This is a genomic window from Burkholderia sp. 22PA0106 (assembly GCF_047497155.1).
Classification (GTDB): Bacteria; Pseudomonadota; Gammaproteobacteria; order Burkholderiales; family Burkholderiaceae; genus Burkholderia.
Map to the genome: position 1 here is coordinate 1550058 of NZ_CP163163.1, position 14243 is coordinate 1564300.

The following is a 14243-nucleotide window of genomic DNA, read 5'->3' on the forward strand; positions in this document are numbered from 1 at the left end:
GGCGGGCGCGACGAGGAGGGGGAAACGCGTGCCAGGCGGGAAGCGGGGTGCGGCAAGCGGGTCGCAACCTGAGCCGAAAGAGTGTGCACGCAAGCGCGGGGCCGGCGTGCGCGCGGCGCGCAGCCGGCACCGCGTTTGCGAAGTAACGCGTTTGTTACGTCATCGAATTGACATGCGTGCCGTGGGCTTTCGAAAGGCGTGACGCGTGATGTGGCGCGATGTGGCATCACATCCGGCGCACACGCATCACGTGGCAGCATCAGATCCCATCGCTGCGCGCGCCATCCATGCGATTGCGCAGCGTCAGCGTGCCGCCATGCGCGGCCGCGATGCGGCATCACACGTCACGCGGCAGCACCAGTTCGGCGTCGAGCCCGTCGATGCGCTCGCCGTCCATGCGGTTTCTCAGCGTCAGCGTGCCGCCATGCGCGGCCGCGATGCCGCGCGCGATCGTCAGCCCCAGGCCGGTGCCGTCCGGCGCGGGCTTGCCGTCGCGATCGCCGGCCGCGCGGAAATACGGCTCGAACACGCGCTCGAGCAGCGCCGGATCGGCGATGCCCGCGCCGCGATCGCCGATCACGATACGCAGCGCCTGCGCGTCGTCCGTCACGCGGATCGAGATGCCGTCGGCCGTGCCGCCGCCGTGGCGGATCGCGTTGTCGACGAGGTTCTGCAGGCAGCGCTTCAGGTTGCGCGCGAAGCCCGGGTACGGCGCGCTTGCACGGCCCTCGATGCGCACCGCGTGGCCCGCGTCGCGCGCGTCCTCGGCCAGCCCGGCCAGCATCGAATCGATGTCGATGCGCTGGCTGGCCTCGGTGATCTCGATGCCCTGCACGGCGTCGAGCGTGCTGCGCACCATCGCTTCCATCTCGTCGAGATCGCCGCGCAGCCGTTCGCGCCAGCTCGCGTCGGGCAGCATTTCGGTACGCAGGCGCAGCCGCGTCAACGGCGAACGCAGGTCGTGCGAGACGGCCGCCAGCAAGCGCGTGCGTTCCGCGAAGCTGTCGATCAGGCGCTGCTGCATCGCGTTGAACGCCTTGGCCACGCTGCGCACTTCCTGCGGCCCGTCGAGCGCCAGTGGCGCGCGATAGATATTGCGGCCGAGCGCCTCGGCGGCCTTGGCGAACACGCGCAGCGGACGCAACGCGAAGCGCACCGCGACGAACGCCAGCACGCAGACCGCCACGAAACGGATCACGTACAGCCGCAGCAGATAGTCGGCCACCAGCGAACCCGGCTCGCTCTGCATGCCGGCCTGGCCCTCGTGCGCCACCACGTCGAGCCAGCCCTGGCCCGGCACCAGCATCTGCAGATGAAAATCGCCCATCGGCATGCGCGAATTGAACAGGCTCAGGATGCCGCGCTGGCGGCCGGCATCGTCGCTGATCTGCGCGTTGAGCAGCCGCACCTCGATCGGCTCGCCGAGCCGTTTGGCGATCACTCCCGCGATCAGCGCGGCCACCGCGCGCCGCGCGAGCGTGGGCTGCGGCGCGGCGGCGGCCATGCCGGTGGCCGATTCGGGGCCGGCGATCGCCCGCAACTGGTAGCGAGCGTCGGACAGGCGCGCGAGCGTGGCGTCGCGCGCGGCGTCGTCGGGGGCGTTGCGCAGCAGGCGCACGGTGTCGGCGAGCCGGCTCGCGAACAGCCGCGACGGGATTTCGAGCGTGCGGTAATCGTGCGTGTCGAACCAGATCGTGCTGGTCAGCAACTGGCCGGCGAACATGCCGGCCGCGAGGATCGCGACGAGGCGGCCGAACAGCGAATCGGGCCACAGGCGCAGCGTCATGCGCAGGTTCATGGAATGGGCAGGCAAAAAGACGATAAAAAGGGCGACGAATCGGGCAATGAAGCGGGCCATGAAGCGGGCGATGAAGCGAGCAGGGCACCGACGATCGCGACCTTACCGCGAACCGGCGCGCCGCGCGAGCAGCGCCGGTTCAGGCGCGCAGGCCCGCCTCGGGCCACGTTCGACGCATCGGTCACGCCAACATATTCCATTACAAAAGCCCCGCCGCCCGACACATCGACATTACAAACCGCCATTACAGTGACGGCCACGCACGAATAACAATCGTTCTCATTTGAGAAGGCCATCATGCAGCAGGTTCGTATCGCTTCGTTCGCTCCGTTGTCCCGCGCCGCACGCGCACTCCTGTCGGCCGGTTCGCTGGCTGCTTCATTGGCCGCTTCATTGGCGGTTTCGCTGGCCGGCTTGTCCGTCGCGCCGCCCGCCGCCGCGCAGAACGCGCCGGCCGCCACCGCCCCGCAAACCGTCACCGACCTGGCCGGCCGAACCATCCGGATTCCGGCCGCCGCGCCGCAGCGGATCCTGCTCGGCGAGAGCCGCACGCTGGAGGCGGTGGCGCTGCTCGAAGGCCCGCATCCGCTCGCGCGCATCGTCGGCTGGCAGGGCGACCTGCCGACCATGGACCCGCAGCGCTTCGACGCCTACGCCAAGGTGTTCCCGCAGATCCGCCAGGTGCCGCTGATCGGCAAGTCGAGCGAGGACAGCATCAGCGACGAGAAGGCGCTCGCGCTTAAGCCCGACGTGGCGGTATTCAGCGTGGCGGGCCACGGCCCGAGCCGCTACAACGCGCTGGTCAAGCAACTGGAGGCGACCGGCACCACGGTGGTGTTCCTCGATTTCCGCCTGCATCCGATGCAGAACACGGTGCCGAGCATCCGCCTGCTCGGCCAGGTGCTCCATCGCGAGAAGCAAGCGAACGACTACATCGCGTTCTATCAGCAGCATCTGGCGCGCGTGAAGCAGGTGGTCGATGCGATCCCCGAGGCGCAGCGGCCGAAGGTGTTCGTCGACATGCTGGCCGGCGTGTGGGATGCGGGCTGCTGCCATACGGCCGGCAAGGGCAACTTCGGCGAGTTCGTCGACGCGGCCGGCGGGCGCAACATCGCGGCCGGCCTGCTGCCGGGCGTGCTCGGCGACCTGAGCATGGAGCAGATCATCGCGGCGCGGCCCGACGTATATATCGCCACCGGCGCGCGCACCAAGCCCGGCCTTGCGTCGCTACGGGTGGGCGCGTTGACCAGCGAGCAGGATGCCCGCGTGAGCCTCGGCCAACTGGTCGCGCGGCCCGGCTTCGACACCATCAAGGCGATCCACGACGGCCGCGTGCACGGCATCGCCCACGATTACTACGATTCGCCGTACAACATCGTCGCGATCGAGGCGTTCGCCAAGTGGTTCTATCCGGACCGCTTCAAGACGCTCGACGTCAAGGCCACCCAGGCCGAGCTGTATCGCCGCTTCCTGGCGGTGCCGGTGACGGGCACCGAGTGGGTGGATTCGCCGCTGCCCGCCTTGGGCGCGGCCGGTTCGGCGGCGCGATGAGTGCGCCGTCCCGCGCGGCGGCCGTGACGGCGCGCGATGCGTCGGCCGCCGCGAGCGATGCGCCGACCTCGCCGGCCGCCGACGATGCCCACCGCGCCTACGCGCGCCTGACGCGCCGGCGCGTGCTGTTGCTGGTCGCGATCGCGCTGCTGATCGCCGGCTCGCTGCTGTTCGACCTCGGCTCCGGCCCGTCGGGGCTGCCGCTCTCGACCTTGCTGCACACGCTGTTCTCGCGCGCCGACGCCGATCCGGCCAACGTCGTGATCGTCTGGCAGATCCGCCTGCCGTACGCGGTGATGGCGCTGGTGGTGGGTGCGGCGCTCGGCCTGTCGGGTGCGGAGATGCAGACCATCCTCAACAACCCGCTGGCCAGCCCGTACACGCTCGGCGTGTCGGCGGCGGCCGCGTTCGGCGCGTCGCTGGCGATCGTGCTCGACTTCACGATCCCGCACGTGCCGCAAACCTGGCTGATCTCGGCCAACGCGTTCGTGTTCGCGTTCGGCTCGGCGATGGCGCTCGACCTGGTGGCGCGCTGGCGCGGCATGAGCACGTCCGGCGTGGTGCTGATGGGCATCGCGTTGGTGTTCTCGTTTCACGCGCTGGTCGAGTTGATGCAGTTCATCGCCTCGGCCGACGCGTTGCAGGGCCTGGTGTTCTGGACGCTCGGCTCGCTCGCGCGCGCCGACTGGCCGAAGATCGGCGTGCTCAGTGCGGCGCTCCTGATCGCGCTGCCGCTGGCGATGCGCAACGCCTGGGCGCTGACCGCGCTGCGGCTCGGCGAGGAGCGGGCGTCCAGCTTCGGCATCGACGTGCGCCGGCTGCGGCTCGGCACGCTGCTGCGGGTGGCGGTGCTGTCGGCGCTGGCGGTGTCGTTCGTCGGCACGATCGGCTTCGTCGGCCTGATCGCGCCGCACATCGCGCGCACGCTGCTCGGCGAGGATCACCGTTTCTATCTGCCCGGCAGCCTGCTGTGCGGGGCGCTGATGCTGTCGCTGGCCTCGATCGCCTCGAAGATGATCGTGCCGGGCGTGCTGATTCCGGTCGGCATCGTCACCGCGCTGGTTGGGATTCCGCTGTTTCTCGCGATCGTGGTGCGGTCGCAGGGGAGCGCGCCATGAACGGGCTGTCGATTCACGATGTGTCGGTGCGCTACGGCCGCCGCGAGGTGCTGCGCGAGCTGTCGGCGGGGCCACTGCCGCGCGGCATGATCACGGCGCTGCTCGGGCCGAACGGCAGCGGGAAATCGACGCTGCTGCGCGTGCTGGCCGGGCTGACCGCCGCCAGTGCCGGGCGGCTGACGCTCGACGGCGAGACGCTGGCGCTGTCGGCGCGCAGCGCGCGCTCGCACAGCGTGGTGTATCTGCCGCAAACCTTGCCGGCCGGCGTGCGCCTGCAGGTGCTCGAATCGGTGCTGGTGGCGCGCCGCGCCGGGCGCGATCCGGCGCTCGCGCGCGAGGGCACGGCCGCCGATCTGGCCGCCGCGCAGGCGGTGCTGGCGCGGCTGGAGATCGGCGCGCTGGCCGCGCGTTCGCTCGACGAGCTGTCGGGCGGGCAGCGTCAACTGGTCGGCATCGCGCAGGCGCTGGTGCGCGACCCGCACGTGCTGCTGCTCGACGAGCCGCTGTCGGCGCTCGACCTGAACCATCAATTCCACGTGATGCAGGTGCTGCGCGACGTGACGCGCGAGCGCGGCATGGTGACGGTGGTGGTGCTGCACGACATCAATGCCGCGATGCGCGCCTGCGACCGCGCGATGCTGCTGCATCGCGGACGCATCGAGCGCTTCGGGGAACCGGGCGAGGTGGTCACGCCGCAAAGCCTGGCCGACGTGTTCGGCGTGGTGGCCCGCATCGAGCCGTGCTCGTTCGGCCACCGGCAGGTGATGATCGACGGGCTGGCGGCCCAAGGTTGAGCGGTTGAGGCACGGGCCGAGCGCTCGGCCGTTGCCTCAATCGTAGAAGCGCGGCGTGTAGATCCATTCGCGCTCGCCGCGGGTGAAGCGGCGCGTCTTCGACGAACCGACGATCACCATCGTGCGCATGTCCACCTGATCCGAGCGCAGTTCGCCGAGCGTGGTGCTGCGCAGCGTCGCGCCGGGGCGGCCGATGTCGCGGCCGAGCACCACCACGGTGTCGGCGGTGCGCACGGCGCGCACGATCTCCAGCGCGCGATCGAGCTGCCACGGCCGCGCCTTCGACACCGGGTTGTAGAACGCCATCACGAGATCGGCGCGCGCGGCCAGCGCGAGCCGTTCCTCGATCACGCCCCACGGCTTCAGGTTGTCCGACAGCGAGATCACGCAGAAATCGTGGCCGAGTGGCGCGCCGGCCTGCGCGGCGGCGGCCATCGCCGCCGACACGCCGGGCACCACGTCCAGCGCGACGTCGGCCCACGCGGCGGCCTCGCTGCCGGCGCTGGCGTCGAGCGCTTCGAGCACGGCCGCCGCCATCGCGAACACGCCCGGATCGCCCGACGACACCATCGCCACGTGCCGCCCTTGCGCGGCCAGTTCGAACGCATGGCGGGCGCGTTGCAATTCCTCGCGGTTGTCGGTTTCGTGCACGCGCTGGTCGGCGCGGAACGGTCCGGCCATGCGCACGTAGGTGGCGTAGCCGAGGATGTCGGTGGCGCCGGCCAGCGCCGCGCGCGCGGCCGGCGTCATCAGCTCGGCGCTGCCGGGGCCGAGGCCGAGCACGGTCAGCTTGCCGCGTGCCTGGCCGAGCCGGGTGGCGTCGACGGGGGCGTCGGCGATGGCGATCGCGAGGTCGGTGGCGTGGGCGGTTGAGGGTGCCGAGGCGGGGATCGAGGCGGCGACGAGTGCCGCGTCGAGCAGCGTTCGGGCATCGGCGTCATCCGCAACACCGTTCGCAGAGCCGCTCTCGCCACCCTCCGCATCGACGAACCGCAGCGGCACCCCCAGCGCTTGCGCACCGCGCGCCAGCGCCGCGTCGCGCATCATGCGTTTCGGCGCAACCAGCACGGCCAGCGCGAGCGGCGACAAACCGGCTGCGGCAAGCGCATCGAGCACGCGGCACGCGAGCGGATCATCGTCGCGGCCATCGGCCGTCAAGGGAATCGATGCGTCGTATCGTTCGCTTTTCCGAGTGCCCGTCACGGCCACCACGACGCTGCGCGGATGAATCACGAGTTCACCCGACGCCGCGCCGCCGGCCTGCGGCGTGATGCGCACCGCATGCGCGGCCGACGGATCGACCGGCAGCGCCACGCCGTCGAGCCAGGGCGCGTCGCCTTCGATGCGCGTCGCGGCCCCGGCCAGCAGATCGGACACGAAACGCTTGCCCGCGCCGATGTCGGCCAGCGCATAGCCCTCGGGCGGATTGAGCACGCACGCGCCGAAGCGCAACTCGCCGCTGGTGGTGATCGCGGGCGCGATGCCGAGCACGTCGGCGATCTCGCGTGCGAGCAGGTTCACGCCGGTCAGGCCGCCGAGCAGCGGCACCACGGCGCTGCCGTCCTCGGCCACGGCCAGCACCGGCGGCTCGACGCCCTTGTCGGTCAGGCACGCCGCGACGCAGCGGATCACGATGCCGGCCGCGCACAGCGCGACGATCGGATTGCCGCGCGCATACAGCGCACGCAGATGCGCGCCGAGTTCGGTGAACGCCACGTCGCCTTCGACACGGCCCGCGAGCGCATGGATCGTCGCGCCCGCGTAGCGCGCGCGAATTCGCTCGGCCACCGGCAGCGCGCCCGCGCCGAGCACCACGATGGCCGGCGCGGCGTTCAGCCTTGCCATTTTTCCCCCGGCACGACGAGCAGCGAGAAGTAGGGCGAGGCCATCGGATCGACCTCGGCCAGCGGCACGATGCGCTGGTTCGCCATGGTCGCGCGCTCCACGTAGCGCGCGCGGCTCGCGAGGCCCAGCTCGTCGAGCACGCGGCGCACCTTGTCGAAATTGCGGCCGAGCTTCATGACCACGGCCGCGTCGGCCTTGGCGAGCCGCGCGCGCAGTTCGTCCTCGGGCAGCACGCCCGACAGCACCGACAGCGTCTGGTTGCGATACACGAGCGGCACGCCGAGCACCGCCGCGCCGCCCAGCATCGAGCAGACGCCGGGCACCACCCCGGTGTCGTAGCGATGCGCGAGCCGGTCGTGCAGGTACATGTAGGAACCGTAGAAGAACGGGTCGCCCTCGCAGATCACGGCCACGTCGCGGCCCGCGTCCAGATGGGCGGCCACCACCTCGGCGGCGGTGTCGTAGAAATCGGCGATCACGCGCTCGTAGCTGAGTGGCGGCGCCAGCGCCTCCGTCGTGACCGGGTAGACCAGCGGCAACTGAACCTGGGCGTCGTGCAGATGCGCTTCGATGATGCCGTACGCGTTGCCCTTCTTGCCCTTGGCGACGAAGTAGGCCACCACCGGTGCGGCCTGCAGCAGGCGCACGGCCTTCAGCGTCAGCAGCTCGGGGTCGCCCGGGCCGACGCCGATGCCGAACAGGCGGCCGCGCGATCTTGACGCGGGCATGGGTGCAGGCGTGCCGGCCGGCGGATTCGAAGCGGACGGGAAGCCGGGCGCGCTCATTCGACCTCCGTGGCCAGGGCGTTGACGGCAGCCGCCGCCATCGCGCTGCCGCCGCGCCGGCCCATCACCACCACGAACGGCACGCCGCGGCTGTCGGCCGCCAGCATCGCCTTCGATTCGGCCGCGCCGATGAAGCCTACGGGGAAGCCGAGGATCAGCGCCGGCTTCGGTGCGCCCGCGTCGAGCATGTCGAGCAGATGGAACAGCGCGGTGGGCGCGTTGCCGATCACCACCAGGCTGCCGGCCAGCGAGGGCCGCCACAGTTCGAGCGCGGCGGCCGAGCGCGTGTTGCCGAGTTGCTGCGCGAGCGCCGGCACCTGCGGATCGCCGAGCGTGCACAGCACCGGGTTGGCGGCCGGCAGCCGCGCGCGCGTGATGCCTTCGGCCACCATCCGCGCATCGCAGAGGATCGGCGCGCCGGCCGCGAGCGCTTGCCGCCCGGCCCGGCCCGCGCCGGGCGAGAAGCGCAGGTCGGCGACGACGTCCACCATCCCGCAGGCGTGGATCACGCGTACGGCGAGTTTTTCGAGGTCGGCCGGGATGGCCGTCAGATCGGCTTCGGCGCGGATCGTCGCGAACGATTGCCGGTAGATTTCCTGGCCGTCGCGAAGGTAGTCGAGCATGCGGTTCAGTCCTGATGGCGCCGCGCGGCGTCGAGCAACGCGGCGGCTTGGTCGATCGTCAGATGGCGCGCGTCGAGCCGGCCGAAGCCGTGCTCGCCGTCGCGCCGGTACAGGTCGTAACGGCCCGCCGCCACCGCGACCAGCGTGGCGGGGGCGGGCCACGGTTGCGCGCAGGCGCGCGCGCAACCGCTCAGATGCAGGGCCTGGGGCGCTGCGAGGCGCGCGGCCAGCGCGTGCGCGTCGGCCTTGGTGTCGGCCAGCGCGCGAGCGCAGCCGGTGCTGCCGGCGCAGGCCACCAGGTGCGCGAGCGGTGAGCCGGGCGCGGTGAGCAGGCCGAGCGTGGCGAGCGCCGCCAGCACGCGTTCGGCCGCATCGGCGCGCACGCCGGGCAGCAGCACGCCTTGCCACGGCGTGAAGCGCAGCGTGCCGTCGCCGTCGCGTTCGGCCAGCGTGGCCAGCGCCGCGAGCGTTGCGGCATCGAGCCGGCCGAGCGGCACTTGCGCGCCGACCTGGCGCGTGGCCGGATCGGATTCGCTCCGGATGCCGAAACGTCGCGACGGGTCGGCCGGCTGGCGGCGCCAGCCGGCGAGCGCGGCGTCGCGTTGCACCGCGAACCGCAGCCGCGCGCCGGCGTGCGCGAGCAGCGCGTCGGCGCTCAGGCGGGGCAGCGCGTCGCGCATGCGTTTCGCCTCGGGCGGCGCGTGGTCGAGGAACGCGAGCAGCAGCGCATGGGCGAGCGGCACGACCTGATCGGCCGCTACCGCGCCGAGCGCGGGCGCATCGTGGGTTTCGACGGGCGGCCGGCCGGCCAGCCCGAATGCGTAATCGGGCGCACCTGCCGCGTTGCGGCGCGCCGAGAACCACAGATCGTGCGGATGGGCGAGTTCGGCCAGCGCCTCGCCGCCGTCGAGCGACAGCGAGCATTTCGGCGAGAGCGCCGCGAAACGCGGCTCGGCCTGCAGCATCGCGAGCAGCGCCGCGCCGAGCGCGCGCGTGTCGGCGAGCGCGCCCGGATCGCGGCCGGCGGCGGGGCTCAACATGACGTTGCGCACGTCGTCGCGCAGCGCGGTGGCGGCAAGGTCGGTTGCGCCGTCGGGCGTCGGGCCGAGGCCCGCGTCGATCAGCGCCGCCGCGAGCGCGGCCTCGTGGCCGTCGCGTACGCCGCGAATCTGCAGGTTCGCGCGATTGGTGGCGTCGAGCGCGCCCGAGCCATGCGCTTGCGCGGCGGCGGCCAGCGCGCGTGCGCCGTCGGCCGTCAGCAGCCCGCCCGGCAGGCGCACGCGGCACAAGCCGCCGTCGTGCGTGGCCACCACGCGCACCAGCCCCGGGCAGGCGCTGGGCCGGATCGCCGGGGCGGGATCGACATCCACGCCACCGGCTTGGTCCGCGCGCACGCCGTCGTCCGGCTGCGCGGCAGGATTCGGGGGCACATCGCGGGTCGAGCGTGGGAGCGGCAAGGAGCGAATCGACAACGGAACGGGAAAGCGGGCGCCGGGGCGCGGGCCGGTTCGGAACGGGCGTGCGCGGCTTGCGCGGGCGACGCCGTGGCATCGGAACCCCGCCCGATGCGGCCGGACGTTCATTCGGCCGGGGCAGGTCTTCCGCGCCGAAGCGCATGGCCTGCCGCGACGCTTCCGGATGGTGTTCCGCAGCACGACGGGCAGACCACGGTGACGCAGGCCGCCTCGGCAGCGCAGCCGCGCCCTGCATTCCTGATCGGCCGCGCGGAACACCCTCGGACACCATTGGGCACCGGCAAACGAGGCTGTATTATGCCTGCTTTCGCCTGGCCGAGATACGCTGCGCGCCCCGGCGCGCGGTGGGCCGGGCGCGTATTGAACGAGGGCGAAACACGGATGGGGAACGGGGCATGACGGCGTGGCTGACGGTAATCGGCATCGGCGACGACGGCTTCGCGGGCCTGGGCAAGCACGCCCGGCGCGCGTTGATCGACGCGGCCGTGGTGGTGGGTGGCGAGCGTCATCTGGCGATGCTGCCGGGCTGCCTGCGCGCGCGCCGCGAACCGTGGCCGAAGCCGTTCGACATCGCCGCGCTGCTCGCGCATCGCGGCACGCCGGTGTGCGTGCTGGCGAGCGGCGATCCGATGTTCCACGGCGTCGGCGCGACGCTCGCGCGGCATGTGCCGCCCGAGGCGTTGCGGGTGTTGCCGGGGCCGTCGTCGGTGTCGTTCGCGGCGGCGCGGCTCGGTTGGTCGTTGCAGGATCTCGACGTGATCTCGTGCGTCGGCCGGCCGCTCGCCACGCTCGCGCGCCATCTGCATCACGGCCGCCGCCTGATCGTGCTGAGCGCCGACGGCGCCACGCCGGCCGCGCTCGCGCGGCTCGTCACCGAAGCCGGTTACGGTGCGACGCGCCTGAGCGTGTTCGAGCATCTGGGCGGCCCCGACGAGCGGCGCATCGACGCGCTGGCCCGTGCCTGGCCCGCGCCCGACGTCGCCGCGCTGAATCTGGTGGCGCTCGACTGCGTGCGCGACGCCGAGGCGCCCGCGCTCGGCCTCGTGCCGGGCCTGCCCGACGACGCCTACGAACACGACGGACAACTGACCAAACGCGACATGCGCGCGATCACGCTGGCGCGGCTCGCGCCGGCGCCGGGCGAGCGACTGTGGGATGTCGGCGCGGGCTCCGGCTCGATCGGCATCGAATGGATGCGCGCGCATCCCTCGTGCACCGCCATCGCGATCGAGGCCGACGATGCGCGCCGCGCCAGCATTGCGCGCAACGCCGAACGGCTCGGCGTGCCGGGCCTCGCGATCGTCGCGGGCCGCGCGCCGGCCGCGCTCGACGGGCTGGCCACGCCCGACGCGATCTTCATCGGCGGCGGCGGCTCCGAGCCCGGCGTGCTGGCCGCCTGCTGGGCCGCGCTGAAGCCGGGCGGGCGGCTGGTCGCCAACGCCGTGACGTTGCAGGCCGAGGCCGCGTTCCTGGCCTGGCGGGAGCAACACGGCGGCTCGCTGACGCGCCTCGCGCTCGCCACGGCCGCGCCGCTCGGCGGCTTCGACACCTGGCGGCAGGCCTTGCCGGTCACGCTGTACGAGGCCCGCAAGCCGCGCACGGAGGGCGCTTGATGCGCGAGGAAACGGCCGAACAGCCCGCGCCGCTGCGCAGCGGCTACACCACCGGCAGTTGCGCGACGGCCACCTCGCTGGCCGCCGCGCGGCTGCTGCTGACGGGGCAGGCCGACGAGATGAGCGAGATCGTGCTGCCCAAGGGCCAGCACGTGACGATGCGGCTGGTGTATTGCCGCCGCGCGGCAGCGAGCGCCGGTGTGAACCCCGATACCGCCGAGGCCGGCACCGTCAAGGATGCCGGCGACGATCCCGACGTGACGCACGGCGCGGTGGTCTACGCGCGCGTGACGCTCGCGGCGCTCCCCGGCGTGCGCTTCCACGCGGCCGATGGCGTGGGCACCGTCACGCGGCCCGGCCTGACGCTCGCGGTGGGCGAACCGGCCATCAACCCGGTGCCGCGCCGCATGATGACCGAGCACCTGCTGCAACTGGCGGCCGATCGCGGCTACGCGGGCGGCTTCGAGGTGGCGATCGGCGTGGAGGGCGGCGCGGCGCTCGCGCTGAAAACCATGAACCCGCGGCTCGGCATCGTCGGCGGGCTGTCGATCCTCGGCACCACCGGCATCGTGCGGCCGTTCTCATGCTCGGCCTATATCGCGTCGATCCACCAGGGCATCGACGTGGCGCGCGCCAACGGCGTGACGCATATCGCCGCCTGCACCGGCAATGCCAGCGAGGACGCGATGCGCGCGCACTACGGCCTGCCCGAGATCGCGATGATCGAGATGGGCGACTTCGCCGGCGCGGTGCTCAAGCATCTGCGCCGCGCGCCGGTCGCGCGCGTGAGCCTGTGCGGCGGCTTCGGCAAGTTCTCGAAGCTCGCGGCCGGCCATCTCGATCTGCACAGCCGGCATTCGAGCATCGATCTGCCGCAACTGGCCGCCTGGGCCGCCGATGCCGGCGCCGATTCGGCGCTCCAGCAGGCGATGCTGGCCGCCAACACCAGCCAACAGGCGCTCGCGCTGGCCCACGCGGCCGGCGTGCCGCTCGGCGACGCCGTCTGCGCGCAGGCGCTGGCGGTGGCGCGCGCGATCGTGCCCGACGGCGTGGCCGTCGAGGTGTTCGCGATCGATCGGCAGGGCGGCTTCGTCGGGAGCGCACGATGAACGACATCACCCATCACGCCGATGCCCCCCCGCGCATCCTGCTGCTCGGCGGCACCGGCGACGCGCTGAAGGTGGCGCGCACGCTGCCCGCGTCGGCCGTCTACAGCCTCGCGGGCCTCGGCAAGACGCCCGAGGGCTTGACCTGCGGCGTGCGGATCGGCGGCTTCGGCGGCGCCGAAGGGCTGGCGGGCTACCTGCGCGAGAACCGCATCGCGCTGCTGGCCGACGCGACCCATCCGTACGCGGCGCAAATCAGCGCCAACGCGGCCGCCGCCTGCGCCGCGACCGGCACTCCGTACTGGGCGCTGGATCGCGCGCCGTGGCAGCCGGGCGAGGGCGACGACTGGCGTTGCGTGCCCGATTGGGCGGCGCTGACGGCCGCGCTCGCGCCTTATCGCCGGCCGTTCTTCACGCTTGGCCGCGAGCCGCTCGCGCATCTCGACGCGATCCCGCCGCATCAGCACTGGACGATCCGCTGCCTCGATCCGCATCCGGGCAACGCGCGCGCCAACGTGATCGCCGCGCGCGGGCCGTTCGTGCTCGACGCCGAACGCGCGCTGTTCGCGCTGCTCGGCGTGGACGTGCTGGTCAGCAAGATGAGCGGCGGCGCGGCCACCGAGGCCAAGCTGGCGGTGGCGCGCGAACGGCGTGTGCCGGTGCTGATGATCGCGCGTCCGGCGCTGCCCGCCGCCGAGCGCCGCTTCGACACGCCCGACGCGCTCGCGCAGGCGCTGGCCGAATTCGGCGCGACATGACGCGCCGCTCGACTCATGCCATTTCATTCCCGTGAACGGAGAACCTTGCAGATGACGGTGTATTTCATCGGCGCCGGCCCCGGCGACCCCGAACTGATCACGGTGAAAGGCCAGCGCCTCGTGCGCGGCTGCCCGGTGATCCTCTACGCGGGCTCGCTGGTGCCGGCCGCCGTGCTCGACGGGCACCGCGCCGAAACCGTCGTCAACACGGCCGAACTCGATCTCGACGCGATCGTCGCGCTGCTGGCCGACGCGCATGCGAAGGGCCAGGACGTGGCGCGTGTGCATTCGGGCGACCCGTCGCTGTACGGCGCGATCGGCGAGCAGATCCGCCGCCTCAAGGCGCTGGGGATTCCTTATGAAATCGTGCCGGGCGTGACGGCCACGGCGGCCTGCGCGGCCACGCTCGGCGTGGAGCTGACGCTGCCCGGCGTGGCGCAGACGGTGATCCTCACGCGCTACGCCGGCAAGACCACGATGCCCGAGGGCGAGGCGCTCGGCGGGCTGGCCGCGCACCGCGCCACGCTGGCGATCCACCTGGGCGTGCGCCATCTGGCGAAGATCGTCGAGGAGGTGCGCCCGCATTACGGCGACGATTGCCCGGTGGCGGTGGTCTATCGCGCGAGCTGGCCCGACGAGACGCGCGTGACCGGCACGCTCGCCGACATCGTCGGCAAGATCGCCGGCACGGCGATCGAGCGCACGGCGCTGATCCTGATCGGCCGCGTGCTCGATACCGAGCAGTTCGACGATTCGACGCTGTACGCCAAGGCGTGA

The 14243-nt window shown here is 72.4% G+C and carries 13 protein-coding genes; 7 read left to right on the plus strand and 6 right to left on the minus strand.

Annotated elements, in window-relative coordinates; genetic code table 11:
• Nucleotides 1-337 precede the first annotated feature (337 nt).
• Together AB4850_RS21845 and AB4850_RS21850 are read right to left on the minus strand one after the other, a co-directional pair.
• Nucleotides 338-1786, minus strand: coding sequence for an ATP-binding protein (locus AB4850_RS21845; protein ID WP_414445066.1), 1449 nt, complete (start codon nucleotides 1784-1786; stop codon nucleotides 338-340).
• Nucleotides 1787-1794: 8 nt separating this feature from the next.
• Nucleotides 1795-2097 (minus strand): hypothetical protein, encoded by a 303-nt coding sequence (locus AB4850_RS21850; RefSeq protein ID WP_414445067.1) that lies wholly within the window; start codon nucleotides 2095-2097, stop codon nucleotides 1795-1797.
• Between AB4850_RS21850 and AB4850_RS21855 the strand changes: the two genes are divergently transcribed.
• The 3 genes from AB4850_RS21855 to AB4850_RS21865 are packed head-to-tail and all read left to right on the plus strand — an operon-like array spanning nucleotide 2096 to nucleotide 5261.
• Nucleotides 2096-3349, plus strand: coding sequence for an ABC transporter substrate-binding protein (locus AB4850_RS21855; RefSeq protein WP_414445068.1), 1254 nt, complete (start codon nucleotides 2096-2098; stop codon nucleotides 3347-3349). The two genes, AB4850_RS21850 and AB4850_RS21855, sit on opposite strands and share 2 nt — an antisense overlap.
• On the plus strand, nucleotides 3346-4467 hold the full coding sequence (locus AB4850_RS21860) for a FecCD family ABC transporter permease (RefSeq protein WP_414445069.1): 1122 nt from the start codon (nucleotides 3346-3348) through the stop codon (nucleotides 4465-4467). The genes AB4850_RS21855 and AB4850_RS21860 overlap by 4 nt, the downstream gene beginning before the upstream one ends.
• Nucleotides 4464-5261, plus strand: a complete 798-nt coding sequence (locus AB4850_RS21865; protein ID WP_414445070.1) for an ABC transporter ATP-binding protein — start codon at nucleotides 4464-4466, stop codon at nucleotides 5259-5261. The genes AB4850_RS21860 and AB4850_RS21865 overlap by 4 nt, the downstream gene beginning before the upstream one ends.
• Nucleotides 5262-5297: 36 nt before the next feature.
• Here the strand turns inward: AB4850_RS21865 and cobJ are convergent, their stop codons facing one another.
• From cobJ to cobG, 4 genes are read right to left on the minus strand one after another with little or no spacing between them, the layout of a single operon-like run.
• Entirely contained in the window at nucleotides 5298-7106 is a 1809-nt protein-coding gene (cobJ, locus tag AB4850_RS21870) for a precorrin-3B C(17)-methyltransferase (protein WP_414445071.1), read from the minus strand.
• Nucleotides 7094-7834, minus strand: a complete 741-nt coding sequence (locus tag AB4850_RS21875; protein ID WP_414445072.1) for a precorrin-2 C(20)-methyltransferase — start codon at nucleotides 7832-7834, stop codon at nucleotides 7094-7096. The genes cobJ and AB4850_RS21875 overlap by 13 nt, the downstream gene beginning before the upstream one ends.
• Nucleotides 7835-7887: 53 nt before the next feature.
• Nucleotides 7888-8514 carry a precorrin-8X methylmutase gene (locus tag AB4850_RS21880; protein WP_414445073.1) on the minus strand — a complete coding sequence of 209 codons (627 nt, stop codon included), beginning with the start codon at nucleotides 8512-8514 and terminating at the stop codon, nucleotides 7888-7890.
• A 5-nt stretch (nucleotides 8515-8519) separates the two neighbouring features.
• On the minus strand, nucleotides 8520-9884 hold the full coding sequence (gene cobG, locus AB4850_RS21885) for a precorrin-3B synthase (protein WP_414445579.1): 1365 nt from the start codon (nucleotides 9882-9884) through the stop codon (nucleotides 8520-8522).
• 500 nt (nucleotides 9885-10384) lie between these two features.
• Between cobG and cbiE the strand changes: the two genes are divergently transcribed.
• The 4 genes from cbiE to cobM are packed head-to-tail and all read left to right on the plus strand — an operon-like array spanning nucleotide 10385 to nucleotide 14243.
• Nucleotides 10385-11602, plus strand: a complete 1218-nt coding sequence (gene cbiE / locus AB4850_RS21890) for a precorrin-6y C5,15-methyltransferase (decarboxylating) subunit CbiE (RefSeq protein ID WP_414445074.1) — start codon at nucleotides 10385-10387, stop codon at nucleotides 11600-11602.
• On the plus strand, nucleotides 11602-12711 hold the full coding sequence (locus tag AB4850_RS21895; protein WP_414445075.1) for a cobalt-precorrin-5B (C(1))-methyltransferase: 1110 nt from the start codon (nucleotides 11602-11604) through the stop codon (nucleotides 12709-12711). The genes cbiE and AB4850_RS21895 overlap by 1 nt, the downstream gene beginning before the upstream one ends.
• Complete coding sequence (locus AB4850_RS21900; RefSeq protein WP_414445076.1) at nucleotides 12708-13466, plus strand: cobalt-precorrin-6A reductase; 759 nt, start codon at nucleotides 12708-12710, stop codon at nucleotides 13464-13466. Before AB4850_RS21895 ends, AB4850_RS21900 begins: the two co-directional genes overlap by 4 nt.
• A 51-nt stretch (nucleotides 13467-13517) precedes the next feature.
• Nucleotides 13518-14243, plus strand: a complete 726-nt coding sequence (cobM, locus tag AB4850_RS21905; protein ID WP_414445077.1) for a precorrin-4 C(11)-methyltransferase — start codon at nucleotides 13518-13520, stop codon at nucleotides 14241-14243.

What these genes read in the sequence shown, in the direction of transcription:
- cbiE (WP_414445074.1), top strand. Translation starts at nt 10,385, where the DNA reads ATGACGGCGTGGCTGACGGTAATCGGCATCGGCGACGACGGCTTCGCG.
- AB4850_RS21860 (WP_414445069.1), top strand. Translation starts at nt 3,346, where the DNA reads ATGAGTGCGCCGTCCCGCGCGGCGGCCGTGACGGCGCGCGATGCGTCG.
- AB4850_RS21845 (WP_414445066.1), bottom strand. Translation starts at nt 1,786, where the DNA reads ATGACGCTGCGCCTGTGGCCCGATTCGCTGTTCGGCCGCCTCGTCGCG.
- AB4850_RS21875 (WP_414445072.1), bottom strand. Translation starts at nt 7,834, where the DNA reads ATGCCCGCGTCAAGATCGCGCGGCCGCCTGTTCGGCATCGGCGTCGGC.
- AB4850_RS21880 (WP_414445073.1), bottom strand. Translation starts at nt 8,514, where the DNA reads ATGCTCGACTACCTTCGCGACGGCCAGGAAATCTACCGGCAATCGTTC.
- AB4850_RS21850 (WP_414445067.1), bottom strand. Translation starts at nt 2,097, where the DNA reads ATGATGGCCTTCTCAAATGAGAACGATTGTTATTCGTGCGTGGCCGTC.
- cobJ (WP_414445071.1), bottom strand. Translation starts at nt 7,106, where the DNA reads ATGGCAAGGCTGAACGCCGCGCCGGCCATCGTGGTGCTCGGCGCGGGC.
- cobM (WP_414445077.1), top strand. Translation starts at nt 13,518, where the DNA reads ATGACGGTGTATTTCATCGGCGCCGGCCCCGGCGACCCCGAACTGATC.
- AB4850_RS21895 (WP_414445075.1), top strand. Translation starts at nt 11,602, where the DNA reads ATGCGCGAGGAAACGGCCGAACAGCCCGCGCCGCTGCGCAGCGGCTAC.
- AB4850_RS21865 (WP_414445070.1), top strand. Translation starts at nt 4,464, where the DNA reads ATGAACGGGCTGTCGATTCACGATGTGTCGGTGCGCTACGGCCGCCGC.
- AB4850_RS21855 (WP_414445068.1), top strand. Translation starts at nt 2,096, where the DNA reads ATGCAGCAGGTTCGTATCGCTTCGTTCGCTCCGTTGTCCCGCGCCGCA.
- AB4850_RS21900 (WP_414445076.1), top strand. Translation starts at nt 12,708, where the DNA reads ATGAACGACATCACCCATCACGCCGATGCCCCCCCGCGCATCCTGCTG.